At 59.2% G+C, this 23480-nt stretch carries 28 protein-coding genes; 18 read left to right on the top strand and 10 right to left on the bottom strand.

The window, feature by feature from the left end; translation table 11 throughout:
* Nucleotides 1-63 precede the first annotated feature (63 nt).
* Entirely contained in the window at nucleotides 64-1869 is a 1806-nt protein-coding gene (locus NK8_RS42225) for a phosphoadenosine phosphosulfate reductase family protein (protein WP_213234573.1), read from the top strand.
* Between the two features lie 30 nt (nucleotides 1870-1899).
* Here the strand turns inward: NK8_RS42225 and NK8_RS42220 are convergent, their stop codons facing one another.
* On the bottom strand, nucleotides 1900-2154 hold the full coding sequence (locus NK8_RS42220; protein ID WP_213234572.1) for a hypothetical protein: 255 nt from the start codon (nucleotides 2152-2154) through the stop codon (nucleotides 1900-1902).
* Between the two features lie 347 nt (nucleotides 2155-2501).
* Here NK8_RS42220 and NK8_RS42215 point away from each other — a divergent pair, with 347 nt between their 5' ends.
* From NK8_RS42215 to ligD, 4 genes are all read left to right on the top strand, one after another.
* Nucleotides 2502-2858 carry an H-NS histone family protein gene (locus NK8_RS42215; protein WP_367657851.1) on the top strand — a complete coding sequence of 119 codons (357 nt, stop codon included), beginning with the start codon at nucleotides 2502-2504 and terminating at the stop codon, nucleotides 2856-2858.
* A 41-nt stretch (nucleotides 2859-2899) separates the two neighbouring features.
* Complete coding sequence (locus NK8_RS42210) at nucleotides 2900-3115, top strand: hypothetical protein (RefSeq protein WP_213234571.1); 216 nt, start codon at nucleotides 2900-2902, stop codon at nucleotides 3113-3115.
* Between the two features lie 124 nt (nucleotides 3116-3239).
* Nucleotides 3240-3425 carry a hypothetical protein gene (locus NK8_RS42205; protein WP_213234570.1) on the top strand — a complete coding sequence of 62 codons (186 nt, stop codon included), beginning with the start codon at nucleotides 3240-3242 and terminating at the stop codon, nucleotides 3423-3425.
* 13 nt (nucleotides 3426-3438) lie between these two features.
* A complete protein-coding gene (ligD, locus tag NK8_RS42200) occupies nucleotides 3439-5385 on the top strand; it encodes a DNA ligase D (protein WP_213234569.1) in 1947 nt (648 codons plus the stop codon).
* A 423-nt stretch (nucleotides 5386-5808) separates the two neighbouring features.
* Here the strand turns inward: ligD and NK8_RS42195 are convergent, their stop codons facing one another.
* Together NK8_RS42195 and NK8_RS42190 are read right to left on the bottom strand one after the other, a co-directional pair.
* On the bottom strand, nucleotides 5809-6633 hold the full coding sequence (locus NK8_RS42195) for a tetratricopeptide repeat protein (RefSeq protein ID WP_213234568.1): 825 nt from the start codon (nucleotides 6631-6633) through the stop codon (nucleotides 5809-5811).
* 1 nt (nucleotide 6634) lies between these two features.
* Nucleotides 6635-7585, bottom strand: a complete 951-nt coding sequence (locus NK8_RS42190; RefSeq protein WP_213234740.1) for a Ku protein — start codon at nucleotides 7583-7585, stop codon at nucleotides 6635-6637.
* A gap of 211 nt (nucleotides 7586-7796) precedes the next feature.
* On the opposite strand from NK8_RS42190, the gene NK8_RS42185 reads away from it, so the two are divergent.
* Nucleotides 7797-8498, top strand: coding sequence for an SOS response-associated peptidase (locus NK8_RS42185; RefSeq protein ID WP_213234739.1), 702 nt, complete (start codon nucleotides 7797-7799; stop codon nucleotides 8496-8498).
* A 19-nt stretch (nucleotides 8499-8517) separates the two neighbouring features.
* Here the strand turns inward: NK8_RS42185 and NK8_RS42180 are convergent, their stop codons facing one another.
* From NK8_RS42180 to NK8_RS42160, 5 genes are all read right to left on the bottom strand, one after another.
* Nucleotides 8518-8712 carry a YqaE/Pmp3 family membrane protein gene (locus tag NK8_RS42180; protein ID WP_187608270.1) on the bottom strand — a complete coding sequence of 65 codons (195 nt, stop codon included), beginning with the start codon at nucleotides 8710-8712 and terminating at the stop codon, nucleotides 8518-8520.
* Nucleotides 8713-8804: 92 nt separating this feature from the next.
* Entirely contained in the window at nucleotides 8805-9626 is an 822-nt protein-coding gene (locus tag NK8_RS42175) for a CsgG/HfaB family protein (protein ID WP_213234567.1), read from the bottom strand.
* A 178-nt stretch (nucleotides 9627-9804) separates the two neighbouring features.
* On the bottom strand, nucleotides 9805-9987 hold the full coding sequence (locus NK8_RS42170; RefSeq protein ID WP_053573063.1) for a hypothetical protein: 183 nt from the start codon (nucleotides 9985-9987) through the stop codon (nucleotides 9805-9807).
* Nucleotides 9984-10916, bottom strand: coding sequence for a hypothetical protein (locus NK8_RS42165; RefSeq protein WP_213234566.1), 933 nt, complete (start codon nucleotides 10914-10916; stop codon nucleotides 9984-9986). The genes NK8_RS42170 and NK8_RS42165 overlap by 4 nt, the downstream gene beginning before the upstream one ends.
* 216 nt (nucleotides 10917-11132) lie before the next feature.
* Entirely contained in the window at nucleotides 11133-11942 is an 810-nt protein-coding gene (locus NK8_RS42160; protein WP_225936697.1) for a CAP domain-containing protein, read from the bottom strand.
* 1122 nt (nucleotides 11943-13064) lie between these two features.
* On the opposite strand from NK8_RS42160, the gene NK8_RS42155 reads away from it, so the two are divergent.
* From NK8_RS42155 to NK8_RS42110, 10 genes are all read left to right on the top strand, one after another.
* Complete coding sequence (locus NK8_RS42155) at nucleotides 13065-13376, top strand: hypothetical protein (RefSeq protein ID WP_225936696.1); 312 nt, start codon at nucleotides 13065-13067, stop codon at nucleotides 13374-13376.
* Between the two features lie 174 nt (nucleotides 13377-13550).
* The gene (locus NK8_RS42150) at nucleotides 13551-13925 is read left to right on the top strand and encodes a hypothetical protein (protein ID WP_213234565.1); all 375 of its coding nucleotides are present in this window, start codon (nucleotides 13551-13553) and stop codon (nucleotides 13923-13925) included.
* A gap of 209 nt (nucleotides 13926-14134) precedes the next feature.
* Nucleotides 14135-14371 carry a type II toxin-antitoxin system VapB family antitoxin gene (vapB, locus tag NK8_RS42145; protein WP_008345055.1) on the top strand — a complete coding sequence of 79 codons (237 nt, stop codon included), beginning with the start codon at nucleotides 14135-14137 and terminating at the stop codon, nucleotides 14369-14371.
* A complete protein-coding gene (locus tag NK8_RS42140) occupies nucleotides 14371-14772 on the top strand; it encodes a type II toxin-antitoxin system VapC family toxin (protein ID WP_025496379.1) in 402 nt (133 codons plus the stop codon). Before vapB ends, NK8_RS42140 begins: the two co-directional genes overlap by 1 nt.
* A gap of 16 nt (nucleotides 14773-14788) precedes the next feature.
* Complete coding sequence (locus tag NK8_RS42135) at nucleotides 14789-14965, top strand: hypothetical protein (RefSeq protein ID WP_213234564.1); 177 nt, start codon at nucleotides 14789-14791, stop codon at nucleotides 14963-14965.
* A 34-nt stretch (nucleotides 14966-14999) separates the two neighbouring features.
* Nucleotides 15000-15218, top strand: a complete 219-nt coding sequence (locus NK8_RS42130) for a hypothetical protein (RefSeq protein ID WP_062268030.1) — start codon at nucleotides 15000-15002, stop codon at nucleotides 15216-15218.
* A gap of 11 nt (nucleotides 15219-15229) precedes the next feature.
* Complete coding sequence (locus tag NK8_RS42125; protein WP_025496381.1) at nucleotides 15230-15520, top strand: DUF2471 family protein; 291 nt, start codon at nucleotides 15230-15232, stop codon at nucleotides 15518-15520.
* A 143-nt stretch (nucleotides 15521-15663) separates the two neighbouring features.
* Nucleotides 15664-15912 carry a hypothetical protein gene (locus NK8_RS42120; RefSeq protein WP_213234563.1) on the top strand — a complete coding sequence of 83 codons (249 nt, stop codon included), beginning with the start codon at nucleotides 15664-15666 and terminating at the stop codon, nucleotides 15910-15912.
* Nucleotides 15913-15931: 19 nt separating this feature from the next.
* A complete protein-coding gene (locus NK8_RS42115; RefSeq protein WP_213234562.1) occupies nucleotides 15932-16282 on the top strand; it encodes a hypothetical protein in 351 nt (116 codons plus the stop codon).
* Between the two features lie 79 nt (nucleotides 16283-16361).
* A complete protein-coding gene (locus NK8_RS42110) occupies nucleotides 16362-17447 on the top strand; it encodes a hypothetical protein (RefSeq protein WP_213234561.1) in 1086 nt (361 codons plus the stop codon).
* 383 nt (nucleotides 17448-17830) lie between these two features.
* On the opposite strand, the gene NK8_RS42105 is transcribed toward NK8_RS42110, so the two are convergent.
* On the bottom strand, nucleotides 17831-18565 hold the full coding sequence (locus NK8_RS42105; protein ID WP_213234560.1) for a hypothetical protein: 735 nt from the start codon (nucleotides 18563-18565) through the stop codon (nucleotides 17831-17833).
* Nucleotides 18566-19118: 553 nt separating this feature from the next.
* On the opposite strand from NK8_RS42105, the gene NK8_RS43965 reads away from it, so the two are divergent.
* Together NK8_RS43965 and NK8_RS42095 are read left to right on the top strand one after the other, a co-directional pair.
* Nucleotides 19119-19538 carry a nuclear transport factor 2 family protein gene (locus NK8_RS43965; protein WP_213234559.1) on the top strand — a complete coding sequence of 140 codons (420 nt, stop codon included), beginning with the start codon at nucleotides 19119-19121 and terminating at the stop codon, nucleotides 19536-19538.
* Nucleotides 19539-19555: 17 nt separating this feature from the next.
* The gene (locus tag NK8_RS42095; protein WP_213234558.1) at nucleotides 19556-20200 is read left to right on the top strand and encodes a hypothetical protein; all 645 of its coding nucleotides are present in this window, start codon (nucleotides 19556-19558) and stop codon (nucleotides 20198-20200) included.
* A gap of 136 nt (nucleotides 20201-20336) precedes the next feature.
* On the opposite strand, the gene NK8_RS42090 is transcribed toward NK8_RS42095, so the two are convergent.
* Nucleotides 20337-23480, bottom strand: a complete 3144-nt coding sequence (locus tag NK8_RS42090) for an error-prone DNA polymerase (RefSeq protein WP_213234737.1) — start codon at nucleotides 23478-23480, stop codon at nucleotides 20337-20339.

Here is a 23480-nt window from a genome sequence, read left to right as displayed (position 1 = left end):
GCAATTAACCCATTCGGGAGCGAATCCCGAATGGGTCGCTCCTATTTTCTTGGAGCGAAAAAGATGGAACACGAAATTGTTTCGAAGATGGAAGCTGCGATCGGCGTCATGCAGCGATACATCGAACTTGGGCATAGCCTGAGCTGCGCTTATTCGGGCGGCAAGGACAGCACGTGTACGCTGGTGTTGATGGTTGAGGCGATTCGCCGTGCCGGCGGCACGACGATCGCCCACCACGTTCAATCGGCCGACACGACCATCGAGAATCCAACGATCGCGAACTTTCTTCACTCCGTGCTGGACGAGTTGCAGTTATACATCGAAGCGTCGGCGTTGCCGGTGCAAACCCATGTCACGACGCCTTCGTTGGCAAGCCAATTCGTCGTCTCGACGATAGGGCGGGGAACGTTGGCGCGCACGCCAGAGAACGGTGTCCGAGACGGTAGACGGACCCGTGCATGCGCGGATACTTGGAAGGTACGCCCGGGAGGTCGCCTTCGAACATTGCTCGAACGCCAGGCGGCAGATGACGGCGCTCGCGAAGTCATAACGGTGCTGGGCCTGCGCAGGGATGAAAGTACCTCACGTGCGGTGGCAATGACCGAGCGACGCGATAACGCCGATCATCCGGTGAGAAGCAGAACCGGGGCGCTCACACTCAGCCCGTTAAGCGAATGGTCCTCCGATGATGTTTGGACGATGCTCGCGCTGCTGGCGGATGCTCAAAGCCTGCCGTTTCCGTCGCCGTTGATGCCGCGCACGATACATCGCCTGTCCGAGATTTATCGGGCAGGGAACGGTGGAACGTGTGGTGTCGTGGTGGGCGACTCCGGGGCTAGGGCTTCTTGTGGCAGTCGTTTTGGATGCGCCATATGTCTTGTCAGCGGCGATCGCGACAAGTCGCTTGAGGCGATGATCGAGGATGAGCAGTACGGGCATCTTCGACCGCTGAACGACTTCCGCAACTATTTGCTCGCGATCCAGTGGGATATGCCGCGTCGCGAATTGGTAGGGCGGTCCCTGAGCGATGCAGGCTACACGCGCATTCAGGCGGACACGTACAGCTACGCAACGCGTATCGATTTTCTGAAGATGCTGACCAGTATCGACGCGGCCGAGCGGGACCGGGCTGAAGCGCACTCGGCCGACCTCGCTAATGGTTCTATCGCTGATACGGAGCAGAACCGGATGCTGTGCGAGCCGCAGTTCGAGTTCGTGACGCCGCAGCAGTTGGTGGCCATCGACTTCTTTCTGTCGATGCATCACTACGCGCCGCATGCGTTTCCGGCGCTGGCGGTTTGGCATGACGTGAACGTGCTTGGGCGCCGGTATCCGGTTCCGAAGCTCGACGGCTTGCCGAAGACCGACATCGTGCTGCACGGCTGGTATCCGGTCGGCCGGTACGATCGTGACGCTCCGTCGGTCGGGCTGCGCTCGTTCGATGCAGAGCAGTGGAATCCGTACCGGCATCCGGGTCGGCCCGGACGATATGCGAGGACGACTGGCGGTGAGCAGACCGTCTACTTCGAGGAAGCCTCGCAGTTCGAGGTGGATGCGGAAGCGGCGTGCCTGTTCGTCACATGCGCCTACGACACCGCCTTTATGCTGGACACGCAGCATCGCGACGCAATTGATTCAGCGCATTTTTGGCTGAACGAGGGCATCGTGAAGCTGCCGACCGGCATGGCCCAGCGGTATCAGGACATGGCCAAACGCGGGCAGTACTTCTCGCGACTCGCTCAGCGTCTGAACCTGACGCCGGCAGAACTCGACGCGCATTTGGTCGAGAACGCCATCGGCGACGACGAGCATCAAGCATTGTTGAGCTATGACACCACGCAGTTGAGTCTCTTTGCAGAAGCGGCGTAGCCGCAACCAAGCTTTTGAACACGTCCCAGGCTAAAACCCTGGGACGTTTTTTTTTGCGAGGTCGAAATCATCAAAGTCAGGCGAGGGCAGTGTTTCGCCGGGTTGCACACCGAGCAGTTGCAGTGCGTGCACGACCGCAGCGGTCTCCCGTGTAAAATTCAGCACGAACCGTTCGCCCTCCATGATCACTTCTGCACCGGAGTGAACGCTGAACGCGTGAAGGGCGAGATTCAGCGCACGGGCGAGCTCGCCGTCTCTCGTTTTTTCATCAAAGATTGGATTCATGTCGTGCTCCCGGCGAGGTGGCTACTGCGTCGAGTATGCATCCGTCCAAGCTAAGCAACATCAGAAATGTCGCTCCCTCGTCTCGCCTTGCTCGGCCTGTTCCCAATCGTAGCTGCGATTGGCTTCGCCCTCATACTGCCCGGCTCAGCCTCGAACTCGACCACCCTCGGACCGACGCAACTGTGCCTGATTGTTGGTATTGTCTGCGGGGTTGCGGGTTTCGGTGCCGGATACGTAGCTCGCTCGCCCAAGGCGGCCGAGCTCGAGCATGACTGGCGGCGTTCAGTCTACAACCCAAAAGAATTTCGGCGCGCGAAGTAGGCGGACAGCCGCTCACTGCGCACGCGATGGAAACGATGGCATATATCAGTTCTGAGGTAACGACGCTCCTTGCCGAGCGAGCCGCATTGGAAAAAGCTCTTAGCGAGGCCCGTGAGAAAGAGATGCGACTCGCACTGATTGAGATCGTGCAGAAGATGCGCGAGTACGACATCAGTCTGAGCGAACTTATGGGCCGCAGGCCTGGCGAGCAATATGCTGAGGCACACCCTAAGTATCAAGACCCCGTAACGGGTGCAACATGGAGCGGCCGTGGACGAGTGCCGCATTGGATAGTCGGTCAGGACCGTAACCGATTCTTGGTCACCAGCGGGGCGGCACTGAGTACTGAGCCCCATGCACCGTTGCTCTTCGAAAAGCGCTGATCTCGTCCAGGCGCTAGGCGAGCGCAGACACTGGGAGACACATGAAAGTCGAATACCGCGAATGGACCATCGACTCTCATCCCAATAAGGTCGGGCACCACTGGCATTCGTGGTGCGAGGTAGAAAGGCCGCCTTGGGAAGACGAGGATGACGGTCAGATTTTTCATTTTTCGGACATTGGGTACTTCGACACTGAGGGAGCCGCTCACGAGCGCGCAATTGCGTGGGCGAAAGCTTGGCTCGACGAAAACTTTTGAAGGCTATGGGGGTGCGCCGTAGGGTTCGCCCTCACTCGACGGTCGAAGGCTCGGAGGTTTGCGCGGGATGCCGCCCCCGAAACGGGCTCAGGCCTTGCTAGGTTTCCCAACAAGGGAGATGACCATGCTCAAACTCTTCGGCATTTTGACGTTTGCGGTGGCGTTCTCCGGATGCGTCACCGCTCCGCCGTACGGTTACAGTGATTCGGCATATCCCGGCTACTACACGCCGGGTCCCAGTATCGGCGTTGGCGTCGGGGGTGGCAGCTTCGGTTCGGGAGTAGGCGTCGGCGTGGGCGTTGGGTTCTGAACTAGCCTCAACAATGGCAAAGCGGTCCACACGCCCAAGCGCTTCATCCGCGGGTGTGCTTCCGGAGACAATTGCGCCGCAACTCGCAACCCTCGCAAGACGTCCGCCCGCGACCGGTGACTGGCGCTACGAAATAAAGTTCGACGGCTATCGCCTGATGTGCAGGCTTGACTCGGGGCGGGTCAAGCTCATAACGCGCGGAGGCCACGACTGGACCGAGAAGATGCGCGCGCTGGCGACCGCGATCGAGGAAATGCCGGTCGACAATGCCTGGCTGGACGGAGAGGTGGTCGTGCTCACCGAGACTGGCATTCCAGATTTCAACGCGTTGCAGAACGCGTTCGACCGACGCAGCACGGCGCAACTGACATTTTTCGCGTTCGACATTCCCTTTCTCAACGGTCGTGACTTACGGGAAGTGCCGCTCTTGCAGCGCAGAGAGCTGCTCGGCGCGTTGATCGCCCAAACGTCGAGCGAGCGCATCCGCTTCAGCGAATCCTTCACCGAGGACCCTCAGTCTCTGCTCGCCTCGGCGTGCCGCATGCGGCTGGAGGGCATCATTGGCAAGCGCGCGGATGCGCCGTACCGTTCGGGCCGCTCGACCGATTGGATCAAACTCAAATGCTCAAGGCGCCAGGAATTTGTCGTTGGCGGCTATACAAGGCTGGCGGGCGCAAAAAGCGGAATGCGGTCGCTGATGCTCGGCGTGCATGAGCGAGACGGCAGCCTGCGGTTCGCTGGTACCGTGAAGGCGGAACTGAAGCCGCGCGCGCTTGCTGAGCTCGAAAAGAAGGCGGTGAAGCTGATTTGCGACGATCCGCCTTTCTACAACCCGCCCCTGCGCGAAAAGGATCGCGACTTCGTTTGGCTGGAACCTGAACTCGTCGTTGAAGCGACGTTTCTCGAATGGACGCCGTCGGGCGAGGTTCGCCATCCCGTTTTCCAAGGCATGCGCGACGACAAGCCCGCCACGGCCGTGACCGAAGAGACGGTCGTGGACGTCGATGGGCCGGAGAGGCTTCCCCAGGCGAAGGGAGCCTCGCGCATGTCGCCCAGCCGTGCTGGACCGGTCGTCATCGCAGGCGTGAAGGTGTCTAACGCCGAGCGCATCATTGACGACGTGGCGCGCGTGAAGAAGATTGACCTCGTTCGTTACTACGACGAGATCGCGGAGTTCGCGTTGCCCTACTTGAAGGATAGGCCGGTGTCGCTGGTACGCGCACCTGAGGGAATCAACGGCGAGCTGTTTTTTCAGAAGCACGAGGAGCGCTCGAAGATCCCCGGCGTCACACGGCTGCCGAATGAAATGCACCCTGGCCACCCGCCGCTGCTCGTTGTAGACCATCACGAAGCGCTCATCGGCCTCGCGCAGATGAACGTGGTCGAATTGCATAGCTGGAACGCCGTGCAGCCCGACCTGGACCATCCTGATCGCTTTATCCTCGATCTGGACCCCGACCCTGAACTCTCATGGCAGATGATGGTCGATGCGGCGACGCTCTCTAAGGTGTTGCTTGACGAGATCGGGCTTAAAAGCTTTATCAAGACGAGCGGCGGCAAAGGCTTCCACATCGTCGTACCGCTCACGCGCCGGCAGCAGTGGCACGAGGTGAAGGACTTCTCGCACGCCGTTGCCCGGTACATGGCGCGGCTGATGCCCGAGCGCTTCTCTGCTGTCCTTGGTCCCAAGAACCGGGTGAAGAAGATCTTCATAGACTATCTGCGCAACAGCAAAGGAGCGAGCACGGTCGCGGTGTTCTCAGCGCGCGCCCGGTCCGGCATGGGGGTGTCGATGCCTATCGCGTGGGACGAGCTGAACGACATCGGCCGCGCCGATCAGTGGACGATCAAAACAGCCGCGCAGCGCATGCGTTCGCTCAACTCCGATCCGTGGGACGGATTCCACCGCACGCGGCAAGGCATTACAGTGGCGATGCGAAAGGCGGTCGGCCTGCGCTGACCGCTCAAGAGGCTTCGCCTGCGTTCCGCCTCATCGCCCGGAAGGCGTATTTCTTAATGGCGGAAAGAGCGCTACTTCTGCCTCTGTTCGACGGTTGGTACTTTTCGCAGGGCCCGTACACTTCTTTCTGTGGCGATGAGACGCAAGTCACAAGTCGCAGAACGGCAGTAACCGAGATCCGGCCCAACTTGACACCTACCCGGACAAGCGGTTGCCACGATCGCGCCTCAGGTTTTATCGCTCCGTTTTAGCATTTTGTCGTTGCGGGGAAGTCGTTGCTTTTCAGCGGGTTGGCCCTGGCGTGAAGCACTAGGCTAGAGGGTACGAAGTTGTCGCGTTAGGATGGTAGTCGCAGCCCCGGCCCGATCATCGGTCGGGGCTTCGCCTTTGTTGCGGCTATTGCGTGTCTGTTTTTTGACCGCTTCACGAACCCTTCTGTAGATTGCGGTATGCGTTGAAGTGGCGGATTGCCTTCGCCGCGTCGCCAAGCTCTTCGTAGATACGCGCGGCGTTGAAGTGTGCATCGGCAAAGTCCGGCGCGTGTTCGATACAAAGCTCATACGATCGTAATGCTTCGCCAAAGCGCCCTGAGTCTTCCAGCGCGACCCCGACATTGAAGAGCAACACTGGATCGTTCGGTCGGTAGCGCAAAGCTTCGCGGTAGACCGCTATCGCGTCGTCGAACCGATCAGTGTCCATAAGGATGCCGCCGAGGTTCAGCGATGCGTCGGTATAGTCGGGCGCGCGCGCAAGAGCCTCCCGATATGCCGCTTCAGCCGCGTCGATGTCCTCGTCCTCGAGCGAGCGCGCGCGGTAGAAGAGGCCGGTTGCCACTTCTCGAGCCTTGTTTGCAAGCGGCGCCTGCAGCGAAGCGATGTTTGACGCGGCAGGTTTTCCGTCAAAGTCGAGCAGGAGTTGGCCGGTCTCCGCGTCCCACTGGCCGCTTTCCTCGTCCCTCACGGCGACGCGGTCGCCCACAGCCGCGATGCGCACACCGGTGAGCGACCCTTCGTGGCCCCAACTCTTGCGCAGGTGGTCGAGGGCTCGGACGATTTTTACGGGCGAGACGCCCGCGACGCGCAACGCCTGCGCCGTGCGCAGCATGACGATGTCCTGAAACGTGAAGCGCCAGTCGCGCCGCTCGCCGCTCGGCGAGACGAATTCTGCCGCTACGAGTTTTTCTACGACGCTTCGGGAGACGCCGAGCATGCGCTGGACTTCCCGAAGGCTGTAGCCATGGTCGGGCATGTCACCTCTTTGTTCCGGTCTTGCGTGCTGGTGCGGGTTGATCTTCGGTGGCCGCGCGCCGAACCGAGCGGCGTTTCGGGGCCGGTGTTACCTCCGCCTGTTCGGGGGACGGCGCAGCCGCACGAGCTGTCTTCCGTGCGGCGCGCGGTGCCGTCGTTGGCTGTTGTGCTGCGGCGGGCTTCTTCTTGAGACTGGCGCGCAGCGCTTCTACGAGGTCGATGACTTGCGCGCCGGGCTGCTCGATGGCGGGCGCCGCGGTGATCTTGTTGCCCGCGATCTTCTTGTCGATCTCAGCCAAGATGCGCTCTTTTTCCTCATCCTTGTACGCCGCCGCGTCATAGTTGTCGACGCGGTACTGCTCGATCAGTTGCTCGGCGAGCTGCAGTTCGGTCGGCTGGATGTCCGTCTCTTCGATGCCGATATCTGCTTGGGAACGGACCTCATCGGCGTAGAGCAGAGTCTGGAGGATCAAGCCGTCGTTGCCAGCGCGCACCTGCACCATGTGCTGCTTGCCCTTCCACGTCCAACGGGCTACCGCGCACGTGCCGCTGTCTTTCATGGCTTCCTGCAGCAGCCGGTACGGTTTGCCGCCCCGTTTGTCGGGCGCGAGGTAATAGGGCTTGTCGAGGTATATCGGATCGATCGCCTCGGTCGGCACAAACGACACAATGTCGATCGTGTGGCTCGCGCTCGCTTCCAGCGCCTCAAGTTCAGACCTCTCGAAGATCACGTACTTCTCTTTTTCGAACTCGTAGCCCTTGACCATATCGGCGCGCTCGACGACTTTGCCGTCGTGGGGGCAGACGTATTGCTGTCTAAGCCGAGTACCGCAGTCTTTGTGCATCAGGTTGAAGCCGACACCGGACTTGCTTTCCGTTGCGGTATAGACCTTCACCGGGACCGAGACAAGGCCGAAACTAAGCGTCATCGATGCGATCGAGCGGGCAGCCATATGAAAACCTCTCGCGTAGGTTGTCTGGCCGGCCACACTCGAGTCTCCCTAGGACAGGGGTCGGATTCTACACAGGCGGCGAGGCCAACCGGCAGATCATGCAAAATGGGTGCCACGGCACACGAGTTGCGATACAAGCCATTGCGTGAGACGCGAGAAGCGTTCGTCCATTCGCGGCCGTTATGATGTTTTGCAACGAGGGTGGAAAAAAGTGTGCACCAGCTACGAGTCTAATCCGAAAGACCGCTTCGACGTCTTTAGCCTGTTCCCGGCGCCGAACTTCGACTACAAGCGGGATATCTACAAAGACTATGACGCACCGATCTTCCGCCGTTTTGACGGAGCGTATTCAACCGATGCGGCAACATTTGGGTTGGTCCCTCGAAAGTTCATACCCAAAGGCGCGAAGGTATTTACAACGATGAACGCGCGATCAGAGACAGTTGGGCAAAAGGAGAGCTTTCGCTCGGCGTGGAACAAGCTCCAACTTGCCCTGATCCCATGCAACCGGTTCTATGAGCCTAACTATGAGACCGGCAAGGCCGTTCGCTGGCGTATTGGAACGGCAGGTGGTGCGCCGCTGGCGATCGCGGGTCTGTGGCGCGAATGGAAGGATCCGACTGACGGCTCTAAAAGCTTGAGCATGACGATGCTCACGGTGAATGCTGATGATCACCCGCTGATGAAGCGGTTTCACAAGCCTGGCGCGGAGAAACGGTCGGTGGTGATAATCCCCCCGACCGAGTATGAGGACTGGCTCTCTTGCAAGAGCACTGACGAAGCCCGGTCGTTTCTGCAACTGTACCCAGCGGACGCGATGCATGCGGAACCGTTTCCTTTGCCGCCTCGCGAGCCGGCGCAGCCGAAACAAGATCTTGCGCAGGCATCGCTTTTGGCCGACAACGGCGGCTGACCTGATGACAATCGCCCGCCTAGGGTCGGCTGGCTAGCGCACGCTCGATCTTGCGGTCGGTTTTGTACTGGCTCAATGCGAAGACCGACCAAATCGCGGCGGGCAGCCAACCGATGATGGTGAGTTGCAAGAGCAAGCAAATGATTCCCGCGATAGGGCGGCCGATCGTGAAAAACTGAAGCCACGGGACGATGATGGCAAGGAAGAGGCGCATTTTTTGTTAAATGAGAGTCTGACGAGACTGGAATAACGGCGTATTAATCAGTTTCTTAATAGGGCGGATCGTGCATCCGCCCCTTGAGCATGTTAGTTGACGAGCAAAGAGCCGCCATTGCCAAGGCCGCCTTTGACGTTCTGCGCACGATATTGCCGAACAGCGCCAATAAGGTTATTGAGCGAGTCGGTGAACGCCGCAACCACCACCTTGCCTTGTGCAGTGCGCGCATAGGCACTGCCGCCGGCGCCAGCTGCGCCGCCGAAGCCGCCAGCGAGCACGCCTGAGAGCATGCCGTAGTCGACGTTGCGCGCCGATCCCTCGGCGGCTGCCAGTTGGACACTCGAGCGGTTGTCGACGAGCGTCAGCATCGTCGAGGCTTCCTGCGCTTTCATCGTGCCCGCGACGCCCGCCAGGGCGCCACCGACGACAGGCACGAAGGCGAGCAGGCCTGCCGCACCGCCGCCCGCGTCACGGTTACTGAAGGTCACGCTCGGGCTGATCGTGTAGTCGGCCGCGACCATCTGGCCTTTGTGCATCTTCGAGGTCTTGCGCAGTTCGCCCGACGCGTTCAGGGCGCGCTCGCCCATAGCGGTGCCGAGCGCGCGGCCGCGATCGACGATCACGAAACAGTTGCTTTGCTGGACGAGCAGCTTGAGCACTGGCACCGTCGAGCCAAGCTGGTATTGACCAGTGAGAAGGCCGTACCACGGTGCTTCCGTATCCTCGACGATAGCGACAGTGCCGAGCGGCGCCGGGCAGTGCTGCAGGCCTGCATTGGCGTTCTGCGATGCTTCGCCGGCAGCGGAACCAGTCGCCGCCGTCTTGGCGGATTGCGCGCCCGGCTGCATCTGTGAGCAAGCGGACAGGGCGAAAACGGACAGGGCGGCGATGCCGATCATTTTGAGCTTCATGGTTCCTCGTTGTAGTCGTGAGTTCTTGATTTGTGGCGCAACGGCCGATTGAGCCAGCAGCGGTTGCGCGGTCACCGCGCAGACGCTTTCATGAGCGAAGACAAGGCTACCGGCCGTGGGCGCGCCTCGGATTTAGAAAGACGCCTGTTTTTGAGCGTCTTTTCGTTATCTGCGCTGTCTAACGCCAGCGGCGCTCGAGCGGGGTCACTCGCCACCACACGCCGTCGAGGCTCGATGCTTGCGCGCGAACGCGACGCATCGCCCCGCGCTTCACCATCAGTCCGCCGTCCTTGACGAACCCCATGCCTTTCAATGCCTCAGTGGTGTATCGCTTTCTCAACGTCGCGTAGATGCGAGTCATGACGACTTGCCGACCGCAGCAGTGGCCACCTTCGGAGGGCAGTCGAAGCCAGTCCGCTCCCCGCGGATCACCTCCACATCCGCGCGGTTCGCTCGCACAAGAACGTCTCGCGACCCGTTTGTTTCGTCGAAGAGTCGAACATACGAACTGCCGCCCACGCCATGCCACACGGCGCGGGCGTCGCGCGTGCCCCATTTATCCGTGTTGGGCAACTTGCAGAACTGGACCTTCACACCGCTGGCCGCTGCGACCGCGGCTAACTGCGTATGCTCAGCATCGGAGAAGATGACAACTTGGCCGGGCGCCGAGCGCACGCCGAGATTAACCATCGACAGATTCAGAATGGCGGGGCGGGTAGCTACGAGCGTGCCGAAAATGGCCATCGCCAAGAAGACCACGGTGAGACGAATATCGCGCTGCTGCACTTTCGCCGGAACGATCAGCACGATGATCGCCGTGATCGCGCCCACCGCCGCAAAGAACATCAAGGTCGCGTGCATGCGTGCATCAGGAGTCTGATCCCTGACGAAGACCAGCAGATAGGCCAAAGGGAGCGCCACGAGAAACGACATAAAAACCATCGATCCGTTATCGACTGCGCGATGCAGCGAAGCCGCCGGCGGCTCCCCGCGGCGCTTGAGGCGGAAGTTGTTCGCGACAACGAGAAGCTTGAGCGCCCACAACGTCGAAAAGACACCGAAGCCGACGCCGACCAGCGCGATGCAGGTGAATGAGAACGCGGCGGACGCGAGGAAGAATGCATCGCCGAGCGACAGGCCCTCGGGCACGATGCTCTCGAAGTAGCAGTAGGCGACCAGGATCAGACCGCCGAGGAGGAGTACCGCTTTCCATGCGGCCGTGAATGCAGCTTGAATGACGTCGATGAGCGACTTGATCGCATCGACGGGCTCTTTCTTTTTTGGTTCCATGTAATGCCTCGCTAGGTGACTATAGGGACGCGAAACAGTCGCGTCATGAACAAGGCTAGAGAGCCACACTCAAAGTCAAGGATGACTTCTTAATCCTCAGGGAAGCCGCGGACAGCAACTCCTCCTGATCCAAACCTAAAAGCGGAGGTGGTGCCTCCGCTCCTTTCTTTTTGGGATCAACTCAGTTTGGTTGCTGTTGCGGCCTGCTCTTGCGTGTCATTCAGGCACGACGTGGAACTGCTTCTCGTTGCCCATGACTTTGGCTGATGCAATGGCTTCCGTTGTGAACGACCAGGTGACGTCGATAGGATGCGTGTCGCCATGCAGCGCTTTAAGCACGCCGGTCACATGAACCGAATACGCGGAGCTCCCCTTGAGTGCGGTGTACGGGATGCACATGGCACTGTTCGTCACTTCCGTGTTGCTGTCGGGCGTGAGTTGCAAACACGGGACGTCATTGCCGCCGCTATCAGTGATTTTGATGCTTACCGAGGTCAGGTGCCCCGTTAGCTTCGCCTGAATCGTCACCGGATAGCCCACGTAGGTGTTCTGGTACTGCGGCTGACTGGCAAATGGATTCGGGTTTTCGGCCGCGAACCACCTAGCCGGCACACCCGTTTGACCGGAGTACGGATACGCGACAAGTTGCGTATCGCCAACGACCGGGGTGAATCCGCCGAAGTCAATGTTGACCGCTTCCCACGTTGCACTGGTCGACGCGCCAACACCGAGCGATGTATAGCCCTCAAGCATCAAAAAACGGTGGAACGGTGCGTCGAATAGCGATGTAACGCCGGTCAACGATGTCGAAAAAGCCCGAATGTCCCCGGCTGTCGTAACTTCACCGAACACGGCATCTGAGCGAGTAAACGGCGACTGCCCCGTGTAGCCTGGAAGTCCTTGCGTTTCGTTATGCCCGGTAGCCTGGTTCAGAACCAAGTAGTTGGCGTGGTTCAGCGACGACGTAACCAGCTGCTGGTCAACGGTGAGTTGATTGAGACCGACGTTGTGGCGTACCGCGCTCATAAATGCGATGCTGTCCGCTGTCGGGTCCCCCGTGGGAGAGACATTCTGCGGCACAGATGCGGGCGGGAGCAGCGTTACCTTCTGCGACGAGGCCAGAGAGCCGGTCTGATCGCCCGCGTTTGTGGAACCAGTGCCGGCTTGGCTACTTGTGCTGTTCGAGTCGGAGGAACTAGAGCCGCCGCCGCACGCAGCGAGTACGGCGATGGTCAGCGCAGTCAACGCAGAGACGCGGGCGGACGGATTTACAAAACACAATCTTTTCAAAATCAAGCCTCGTTAATTCGTAGGCGCCTGCGCGGCGTTCTGATTGTTTCGTCACCGATCCGGTCGTAAGCGCAGGATCGTTGACCACCAGTGTTGTCCGAAAAGGCACTTGTCAAGGCGGTGGAGTCCCGCCCACTGCATGGTCGCGCTGCGGACTATTGCGAATTCGGTATGCCAGCCCGGACCAGCATGAGCATGGTGAACAGAACGTCGGTTCCTGAGCGGGCGAAAGCTACGATTTTTCGAGCGCCTTTCGCCCGTAACTGACGATGGCCGGCGATGTATGGTTCGCAAGGGTGAGCGCGGCCGCTGAACGGAGCGGAACCGCTAAGGCCCGGCGTCAAGCAACCGATAGAAGGGTTGGCAGGCATTGGCACGTCATGTCGCGGTTCAGGCCGCGAGTGAAAGCAAAACGAGATGAGGCAGATGAAAATGGTTGGAAACAAAGTTGTCGCAATCGCGTTGATGGTGGCTGTCGGCGCGACCGGCTGATGAGAGCGCCGGGACAAGGCTCGGCCTTGAACTGACCGAAAAAAGATCGAACAATGGGAAACCCGGAGGAAAAATGCAGACGGAGGTTTTTATGACGGCACTCGTCGCGCTGCTTATTTGCGGGGCTTTCATAGCTCGGATGTTGTGGCCCGGCTCTCTGATCGGGCAAATCCTTCTCTTCTCCGCACCCGCCGTGTTTCTGGCATGGCAAGTGACGCATCGGATACGTGAGCGCTTGCGCAGCAATTAGAGCCGGAAAGCCTGAACGAAGATAACAACTCGAGCCGCTGCCAGATAGACGCCGCTGACTGACCCACAAACAACACGAATATGAGCGCCCTAGCCGAATCCGCGTCAATCAAAGCGATGGCCGAGAAGATCGAGCGTCTTGAGAAAGAGCTTGCGACCTGGCAGTCAGCGTCGCACCTCCCTTCACAGCTGGGAGACTTTGCGCGCATTCTGCGCAGTCATGGCATCGCCACCGTTTTTCACGCCGGAAAGATCGATCCCATAGACGGTGGGACCGCGGCCGAAAGCCTGCGGGCGGCAGTGGAACAGTTTGGCCTCCGCGAGCGCCTTACGCCCGAGTGCCAGGCGAGACTGATCGGCGAGATTTCCGGGTCCCTGTTCGACGCTACCGACGGCTTCGACGCAGTTAAGAAAGCCAAGGTGGTTTAAAAGTACAGCGACGAGTTCGGAAACCATCGACATAGCTTCGCGTGGGTAAAATTGGACGCATCTACCTTTCGCGCCGAGGTCCGCGCATCCGACTCTATGGCTTTCTCGCATCGACGATCGACATATCTCCGACTTGGTGCAGTGGAAGCCTACGCGCGCCAGAAGCGGCGCGTCATGAAAATCGCGGACAGTCCGGTCCTGTTCACCGTGCAGGCGGCTGACCCGATGATCATCCCCGAGTCGCTGTTCGCGCTGAAAGAGGGCGACTGCCTTTCTCCGAGCGACCTCGAGCCCGTTGTCCCCGGTCTCGCCGACACGCCAAGCTCCTTCGGACCGGCGACGGCGGCGAACCCCCTGCATACGCTAACGACCGTTACCGATCGCATCCTTGTCGTTCTCGAGCTGGCACAGGAGGCGGAAAGGGATTCCGCGCGAGCGGAGGCGAAGCTGCGCGGAACCCTAGCGCGGTTCATCGTGACGATGCTTTGGCCGCCGGGATCTGAGGTCGACGAAGCGCAGCATGCCTTGGCAAGCCGACCGTTCGGATAGGTGGCGCGCTCTCACAGCGAAGATCTTCTTCTCGTTGAGCCCTTCAGGCATCAACGCAAGAGGATGCCAGTCTGAGGCCCGTCGAGCGAATAGTCGCAAACGCCTGCGCCTCATTGGTTCGGCCCGGCTAGTCGCGTACACACGCGTATTTACATTTGCGCGCCGATCGCTTATAGTACATCCATTGTACACACGCGACGAGGAGCGAGATGCAGACCACGCGAGTTTTCAGGAACGGCAATTCCCAGGCCGTCCGCATTCCTGCTGACCTCGCCTATGAGCGCAGCGACCTTGAACTTGAGATCGAACGCGTGGGCGATGAAATCCGCATCCGACCGGCACGCCGACCGCTCGCCGGTGTGTTGAAGAAATTCGCCAAATTCAGCCCCGACTTTATGGCCGAGGGACGAGGCGAGCAGGAACAAGCAGAACGCGAGGGCCTGTAATGCCGCGCTTCATGCTCGACACCAATATGTGCATCTACCTGATGAAAAACCAGCCCGAGCAGGTGGCAAAACGCTTCGCGGAGTGCTTTGTCGGTGACGTGGTCATGTCAGCTATCACGTATGCAGAGTTGGAATACGGTGTCGCCGTTTGTGCAAATCCGGCGAAAGAGCGGCGCACCCTCGCCGCGTTGATTGAGGACATTCCGGTGGCTCCGTTCGATGCTGCGGCGGCGGTGGCCTATGGCCCGATTCGTGAAGCTACTCGGGAGCGCAAGAAGGACCACCTCGATAAGCTGATCGCCGCCCATGCAGTTGCGCTCGACGTTGCCCTCGTCACGAACAACACGAAAGACTTTGCCAGTTATCCGGGCGTCAAGCTCGAGAACTGGCTGAGCGATTGAACACGGAAAACGAACCATGTCCAATTTGACTCCAGCGCTTGCTCTGCGGGCAGCGATCAACGTTTTGCGCGACTCTGCTGAGTCACGCAAGATGCCCAACGGTGAGCCGCCAACCGATGCCTCAGTGCAGCTCCATTTCGACGCGGCGGACTTGCTCGATGAGTCCTTGTCGGACCTTCGCGACCACGAGTAAAGGAAGCGACGCAGCCCATAAGGGAGATGACACGATGCCGACTATCGAACTCCGAATCAACGATCGTGAACTTGAAGCCGAGCTTACTGCTGGACTTAGGGTAATCATTCGTGAGCGCGATGTGGCCGAGGTTGCTTACTCGCTGAGTGAAGCATTCGCCGCGCTGCTTCCGCACGGTCCGGAGTATGTGCTCCGGTCAACCGTCGACGATGCAATCAGGGCACTGTTACGAAAGCACGCACTGCCCAACTAAAGGGAGAAAGAATGGATGCGCTGTATGCCGCGGATGCGGCTCTAAAAGACGCCGTGCCTGCGGCGGTGCAACGCCATCGGACGGCAGGTACGCTGACCTGGGCGCTGATTCATAGAATTGAGTCGGAGATTCTCAGTGAGGTTGCGTCCAAGGGCGAACATAGCGCGAGGATGCTGGGCATGTTGCGAGCGTCTCCGGCATTGGGCTATCCAAACGACGACCGACCGGTTTCCTTCGAAGGCCACGACGCGGTCCCCTCGGTCTTCGGCGCGATCTACGCCGAGTGGAAGCGCATCAACTGACAACGAGAAACACTCAGCGATACCTTATATGGCATGGACCGAACAAGCTCATTCTCCCTTTGGGGAGCGGATGAGTGTGGCCGGTGTACCGCAGCGTCGGCTGCACGGCGAGGGAACCAGCGACAGAGAGACCAGAGACATAAATGGACATTGCTTGGAACGACAACCAGCTACGTATCTTCGGCTTCGCGGCTCTAGCCGGAATTTGCTCCGGGGCCCTAGGCCTCGTCGGGCTTCTGGTGGGACAGGCGATAAATCTGTGGGCCGCTGAGTTGCACTACGCCACGGTCGACGTTTCAGGGGCCGGTGGCATTGGTGGAGCGATAGGCTTAGGCCTCGCGGTGGTGATCTTCGTATACGCGCTCAGGGCTGACGCGAAGCGTGACGTTTGACCCAAAGGAAGCTGCGCTAATGCGGATTGATAAAGGTAGTTTTACGAAGCAGCAATGGGAGGCGATCGCGCTTTATTTGGACGCTCGAAAGCGCCGACGGCGATTTTTGCTCCAGGCCGGCGCGGCAGCCGTCTTTGGATGCGGCAGCGCGCTCATAACCCGTTCGCTAGTGCAAGCTGAGGCGGACCTGTCGGGCGCTCTGCAATGGACGCAGACCGTCCTTCCTATTGTGCTGCTTATCGTCCTTTGTCTCGGAGCCCTCGTGTTTCAGAGGGCGGTTGCATCTGGCCGAAAAGCGATGTTGACAGCCGGGCTGACGATGCAGTTCGTTGCTGATTTTGAGAAGTACCCCACGAGCAAATTCCCCTGATGCCATGCGCCGTAGACAGCGCTCCGACGACGTACGAGCCCTGTGACGGCAAGCGTCCCTTGAGCTATAGGACACCAACATGCGCAAAGAGTACGAGCTACAGACGGACGTGTTGGGCACGATCGTCGAGGCAACGCCGGTCACGAAAAAGCACGCCGATTTGTTGATGACGTTCGCTACACGCACCGACTACCGGTCTCTGCGTTACGTTATGACGCGCGGTACATACAGCACGTCGCCGGCTCGGATCATCGATACTGACGGCCGCGAAATTTCGCCAGACTATCGAACGTGGGTCGAGGCTGAACTCGAAGCGCATGGCGGCTCAGCACGCGAGGTTTGGCTGGCGCACAAGAATGCCGGATTTCTGCTCACCGAAAACGAGCGATTGCTGCATTACTTCGTTCACGACCGTGGCGGCGAACAAGACAATTTCATTCAGGCTGCAGTTTGGGAAGAACAAGAATTCGTAGAGCGCGAGTTTCTCCCTCGCACCGAGCGCTGGGGATTGCCCGATGCCGCCGACCTACGGCATGGGTCGAGTAGCTTGGGGGCCGAGCAGTTCGACCGCCGCTTACTCGGTCAGCCACGTTACCGACTCCATGAGGTAATCGACATGCATCGGTTCGCGGCGCTTGGGGAGGAACTCTTTCTTGCTCGCCATCGCGCCAACGGTGAACGGCGTTTGATCGTGACAGACGGCGAAACCGGCGAGCAGCGCAGCCTGACCATACGCGAACTGACGCCCGGCTACGACAAGATGCAATGGTCCGGTCGCCGTTTCTTCGACGATTGGACAGATTCAAGCCCCGGCCGCACCGGAGAGCGCATCTGCCAACGCTGGACTTTCAATACCCAGGATTATGTTGACCAGCAGGGCGTCAGAGAACTCAGCTTCGTCCCTCAGTGGGCGCATACCCGAAAGGTCGCCGAGTTGAAAAACACGCGGAATCTCGACGAGTACAGCCTGTATGGAAAGCTCACGCAGTTCGACGAACGGATCGGAATGGCCTTCGCTTGGTACTTCTATGGGTTGCACGGCAATCTGGTGAAAAGCGGGCAGATGGAGCGCGTGTTAGAGGCGTCGGAAGCAGGGTTGATCGTCTTGCCCGAGCACGACTATCGTGTCCTCCGAGGTTGGGGCGATGCACCCTACGGGTTCTGACGCAGAGGGGTCCGCCTTGCCCTCGCCTTGAACTTCCGTGTTCGGCCGAGAACGGTCAATCGACACTGGGTCGCGAATCGCGGACAATCGACCAGCCGAACCCATTATCTCGCAAAAGTCATGAAGCAGTGTGTACGGATAAAACTTGTGCAGAGACGACACGCACAGTGTCGTGCGGCCCGCAAGCAGTCAACCGGAACGAAGGGATATTTCGAAGATGACCGTAGGTCACGACTTGCCGCTATCTACTCTCAGCACAAGGAATTCTTCAAGCGACTAGAAAACGCGTGAGCATGAATAAGTCCACATATAAGCCGCGTTCCGGCTCGTCAGACAGCGCCGGTTTCCGTACGTTCCGCCGAGAAATTTTAAGCCAAAGGTGCCTACGTCGAAGCTTCCCGCATCGGTAGGCGCTCGGCAAACACCTCTGAAGCGGTGTCGATAATTTTCTGGTAATACTCTTTGATCGGTCTTGGGGCGTGGTTAACCCGCGCACCTGGGTGAAATGTCCTAAAACACTCAATGCCATTTGACTGGAAGTGCCAAAGCGTATTTGGCTCAACCTTCACGTTCTGACGGGCCGGCAGCACAGCTTTCAAAGCACAATCGTACGCGTGGCCGGTACCAAAGATGATTAGGTCTGGCTTAAGCAACTCGATCTCAAACTGGACGGCCGCCACTGAGAAATTGAACAAATGCGCGGAATGGTCAATCGACGTACGAGAGAAGCCGCGCTTCGGGCGGTACCAGTCCATCTTCATTAGATTGTTCCAGCAAACAGCCGCTCGATCGCCTCGTGCGAACGCATTAGCGAATCGCTTCCACTGCCGCAACAACTCACTACGACCGGTATCACGGGAGTGTTGACTCTCGTAGCGAGCTTTCGCGATATCGATCTTGTCCGGATGCTCGTAGAAGGCTCCCAGCTTGCCACACCAACCGTTGGTCTCCTTCCCGATGAACATCACGCGGACGGGCGCATCGAGGTAAGCCTGAGATATGCTAAGAAGAAACGGTGCGGACAGCTCGCCAAAATGTTGAATAAAGCCGGGCTTGGCCACGGCAAGCGCCTCTGCATAGTAGGAATCCAAGACCGCTTGAACGTCGTGTTTGACCATGGTTTCACCGGATGCTTTGCCTTGGCGGCGGCCCAGCCCGTCGCCTTCAACTCTAGATGCAGCGGCAATTGTGGCATAGGTGGATCAGACGTCAGCTGAAGACATGTGTCCGCTGCAGCGTTCCGCGACGGTCGCTTCCGAGTCGACTGCTGTCTGTGCGCTATCAGGCGGTGGTCGGCCACAAGGCGACGTGTGAGTTGACCACCACTCGGACGCTCAGGCGGCCGCTTCGCCCCGAAACACGCCTCTAACCGAATCACGACGCTCCGGCAAGTTGACAGCGCTCAAATGTTTTTCATCAATTGTGGTCGAGTCACGCGAACGCATCAAAGGGTGCCAGTGATCGATATAGCCTGGCCGGGCTAGAACAAACGAGTGACACGCTTCGACTCCCGCTCAGCCCGTCGGATAAATTCTGCTGGTTTCATGTTCTGAGTTTTCGAAATTCGAAACGCGCAGGCGTCAAGCTCTGGTGAAGAATTCACAATAGGTACTTGGATCCTTTAAGCGACAATACTATTATTGAAATTCCCTATTTAGATGGTCGTGATCCATGTTCGCCGACGCGGTCAGCTTAAGTACCAATCTAATTTCGGCTTTCAATCGGGCTGTTGACGAATCTCGCTTCGAGGACGCGTCGAGCTGCTTCACTCCTACCGGTGTGTTTGAAGTCGACGGCATTCGATTCGAAGGGCGGTACGAAATAAGCAAATATTTAGAATCGGTGTCCACGAGCCCCAGAGCCTCCCTTTCATACGAAGTGAATCACGTATTCGACTTTGAGAACGAATCGCATCTGAAGGCTTTGACGTATCGACTTGTGCATGCATGCTTCAGTGGTTCGGGCACACGACTGCAGCCATCGCTCATTGCAATATATAAATGCACGACCACGCTGGCTCTGCTCGACGGTCGATGGCAATTTGCTCAGAGAATGATGATTACATCCGCGGCGAGGCCAAACAGCGAATGAACATAAGGAGGCAATCAATGCACCTCAGGGCGCCGGTCAGCGGTTACGCGGAAATTTTAATTCCCGAGGAAGAGTTCATTACGACGGAACACGACAACACCCCGATTTTTCAGTTTCCGACGGACGACATGGACCTAGACTGTCAGCTCGCGCAGAATGCGATAAAAATCTGTGCAGAGGCGATACGCCTGAAGGAGAAACTCAACGGGACGGAGCCTGTAGGTTATGGCACCTACTTCCGGGAAATGCAAGATGTGCTCAATAAGAAAACGGTAATAAGTGATCTATATGGTCGCATTCACCAAATTCGCCAAGAGGAATTTGATTACGACCACGGCGCCCCAGCAGGCCCAGAGCCACTGTGGTTGAGCAAAAATATCTCCGAGCGTGCCGGTTATTCCTACCAAGAAAGTGAACTTGACCTAAAATTTTTTCAAATGCGATTTGCGCAACTCGAATCCCTTACTCCGCTCCTTAAGGAGTACGTCGATGCTGTCGCCCTGGAGGCGGGCCGCCAAAAAGGTCGACTAACGGTGTCGTTAGCTCAGAAAGGGACCTATGAACTTGTGCAACGAAAAAGTGGATTCGTCGTCCGCGGAGAAATCCTTGCCACGGATATGGCGAGACGCGCAACGCAGGCCAAACGCGTCGTCAGCCGTTAATAACCGTTCCACGTCAACTGTCTTGGCTAAGAACTCGACCACCACGGCGCTCGCAGCATGGCCGTTCCAGTTTGCAAGCAGCCGTAGCGCTCGTTCGGTGACAAAGGGCCGTAGTGGGTCGGTTCCCGTCAGCGGGTCAATGGAAGTTGCGGCTCGACGTGGCCAGGTTGCCGAGGAGCGCGGTCATGTCGACAAGTCGATTCGCGACAAGGTGCTTCACCTCGCCTTCCTTTTGCCAGACGCCATAGACGCCGAGGAGGGAAGCGCCAAGCGCTTCCTTTCTGAACTTCTCGACCAACGACGGCCAGACAATCACGTTGATCTGGCCGGTCTCGTCCTCCAGCGTAATAAAGAGGACGCCTTTCGCTGTGCCCGGTCGCTGACGCACGGTCACGATGCCGCATGCCTTGGCAAGCCGCCCGTTCGGAAATGTCGCAAGCTTCGACGCGGCGAAGATCTTCTTCTCGTTGAGCCGTTCACGCAGCAAGGCAAGAGGGTGCCGGTTCAACGTCAGGCCCGTCGAGCGATAGTCGCTGACGATCTCCTGCGCCTCGTTAGGGGCCGCGAGTATCGGCAATTCTTCCTCGCGCGTGGTGGCACGCAACAAGTCCTTGTCGGGTACGGCTGCCACTGCCTGCCAGAGCGCCTCTCGTCGGTTGCCGGATAGAGCCGAAAGCGCGTTCGCGTCCGCAAGTAGCTGCAGGTCGCGGCGATCAAGGCGGGCACGATTGGCAAGATCGTTGACCGACTCGAAAGGGCGCACCGCTCTCGCGGCCTCGATTCGCGCGGCCGACTCGTCCCGCATGCCGCGAATGAGCGATATGCCGAGCCGCACCGGCGCCATCGAGCCGTCGCCTTCAAGAAACGAATCCCAGTTGCTGATCGTGACGTCGATCGGCAGCACACGGACCTTGTGGCGCTTAGCATCCTGTACCAGTTGCGAAGGCGAGTAGAAGCCCATTGGCTGGCTGTTGAGCATCGCGCATAGAAACGCTGACGGTTCGTGGCACTTCAGCCAGCAGCTAGCGTAGACGAGTAAGGCAAAGCTCGCTGCGTGGCTCTCCGGAAAGCCATATTCGCCGAAGCCCTGGATCTGCGCGAAGATCGATTCAGCGAACTCACGGTCGTAGCCACGATCGAGCATGCCATTCACGATGCGATCGTAGTAATGCTGCAGTCCGCCTTTACGCTTCCACGCGGCCATCGCGCGGCGAAGCTGGTCGGCCTCGCCGGCACTGAAGCCTGCTGCGAGCATCGCGACCTGCATCACCTGCTCCTGGAAGATCGGCACCCCGAGCGTCCGAGCGAGCGCGGTCTCCATCTCAGGTGAGGGGAACGACACGGCTTCCAGTCCTTGCCGCCGGCGCAGGTACGGATGGACCATGCCGCCTTGAACCGGGCCCGGCCGCACGATCGCGACTTCAATCACAAGGTCATAGAACTGACGCGGCTGCAGGCGCGGCAACATGCTCATCTGTGCACGCGATTCGATCTGGAACACGCCAACGGTATCGGCGCGGCAGATCATCTCGTACGTCCTCGCGTCTTCTGCCGGAATGTCCTGCAATTCGAATGGCTCGCCGCGCTGCTTGGCGATGATGTCGAGTGTGCGACGGATCGCCGAAAGCATCCCGAGCGCGAGCACGTCAATCTTGAGCAGCCCAAGCGCTTCGAGGTCGTCCTTATCCCACTGAATCACGCTGCGATCGACCATCGCGGCGTTCTCGATGGGCACGAGCCGCGAGAGCTTGCCGCGCGCAATGACGAAGCCGCCGGTGTGCTGCGACAGATGGCGCGGGAAGTTGAGCAACTGCGACGCGAGGCTCGCCCACTGCTGGATCATCGGCGTCGAGGTATCGAGGCCTGACTCAACAAAGCGATTGAGCAAATCCGCGCTCGAGTCGAACCAGTGATGCGACTTCGCCACCTTGTCGACGATGATCGGATCGACGCCCAGCGCTTTTCCTGAGTCCCGCAGTGCGCTCTTCGGCCGGTACGTCGTGACAGCCGCGGCGAGCGCCGCGCGGGTGCGCGTGTACTTGCGATAGATGTACTGGATAACTTCTTCGCGCCGTTGGTGCTCGAAGTCCACGTCGATGTCGGGCGGCTCGCCGCGCTCCTTCGAGATGAAGCGTTCGAACAACATGGAGCTGCGCGCGGGATCGACCTCCGTGACGCCTAGGCAGTAGCAGACCGCGGAGTTCGCCGCCGATCCGCGTCCCTGGCACAAGATTCCCTCGTTGCGGGCGAAGCGCACAAGGTCGTACACAGTCAGGAAGTACGGTTCATATCGAAGCTCCGCGATCAGCGCGAGTTCGTGCTCGATCTGCGTCTGCACCTTGTGCGGGATGCCTTTGGGAAAGCGGCGATGCGCGCCAATGTACGTTTCCTGCCGCAGGTAGGCGGTCGGTGTCGTGCCTTCCGGAATCAGTTCGTCGGGATACTCGTAGCGCAGTTCATCCAACGAAAAGGTGCAGCGGCTCGCAATGGTCAGCGTCTCGGCCAGCGCCCGCTCGGGATAGAGATTCGCGAGCCGCAGCCGTGCTCGCAAATGCTGCTCGGCGTTCTGCGCCAGTTCAAACCCGCACTCGGCAATCGATCGGTTCAAGCGCACGGCAGTCAACGTATCCTGCAGCGGCTTGCGAGAACGCACGTGCATGGTCACGGCGCCGGTGGCCACGACCGGTACGCCGTGCTGGTCGGCGACGTACTCGACGATGCCGCGATGAATGTCGTCCATCGCCCGGGCGTGGAGCGTCAGCGCCGCCCAGCAACGGCCCTCGAACGTGCGGGCGAGCCATTCCAACTGCGCATCGAGTCGCTCTTCCTTTGCCGGATATTCGGGCGAGAGGATGATGAGGCAGTCCGGCAGACCCTTCAGGTGGTCATAGGGCGCTTCTGGCCGCGCCAGATCGTTCGGCGTCAGCAGGTAGGTACCCTTGGATGTGCGCGTGCGCGCGAGCGTGATCAGTTCCGACAGATTCCCATAGCCGTTGCGGTTCATGGCAAGCGCCGTGAAGGCGAGGGCACGTGTGCCGTCGGCGTTTACCAACTGAAAGTGCGCGCCGACGATGAGCCGGATATTTGCTTCCTTGGCGGCCACATGCGCGCGGACGATGCCGGCGAGCGAGCATTCGTCGGTGACAGCGATCGCGAGATAGCCAAGTTGCTCCGCGCGCAGAATCAGTTCTTCCGAGTGCGAGGCGCCACGCAGGAGCGTGAAGTTGGAGAAGCACTGCAACTCGGCGTAGCCGGGCAGCATTGAGGTGTACACGTCCAT

This window comes from Caballeronia sp. NK8 (genome assembly GCF_018408855.1).
Classification (GTDB): Bacteria; Pseudomonadota; Gammaproteobacteria; order Burkholderiales; family Burkholderiaceae; genus Caballeronia.
The sequence above is the reverse complement of the archived record's forward strand: the minus strand, read 5'-3'. Positions and strand labels throughout refer to the sequence as shown.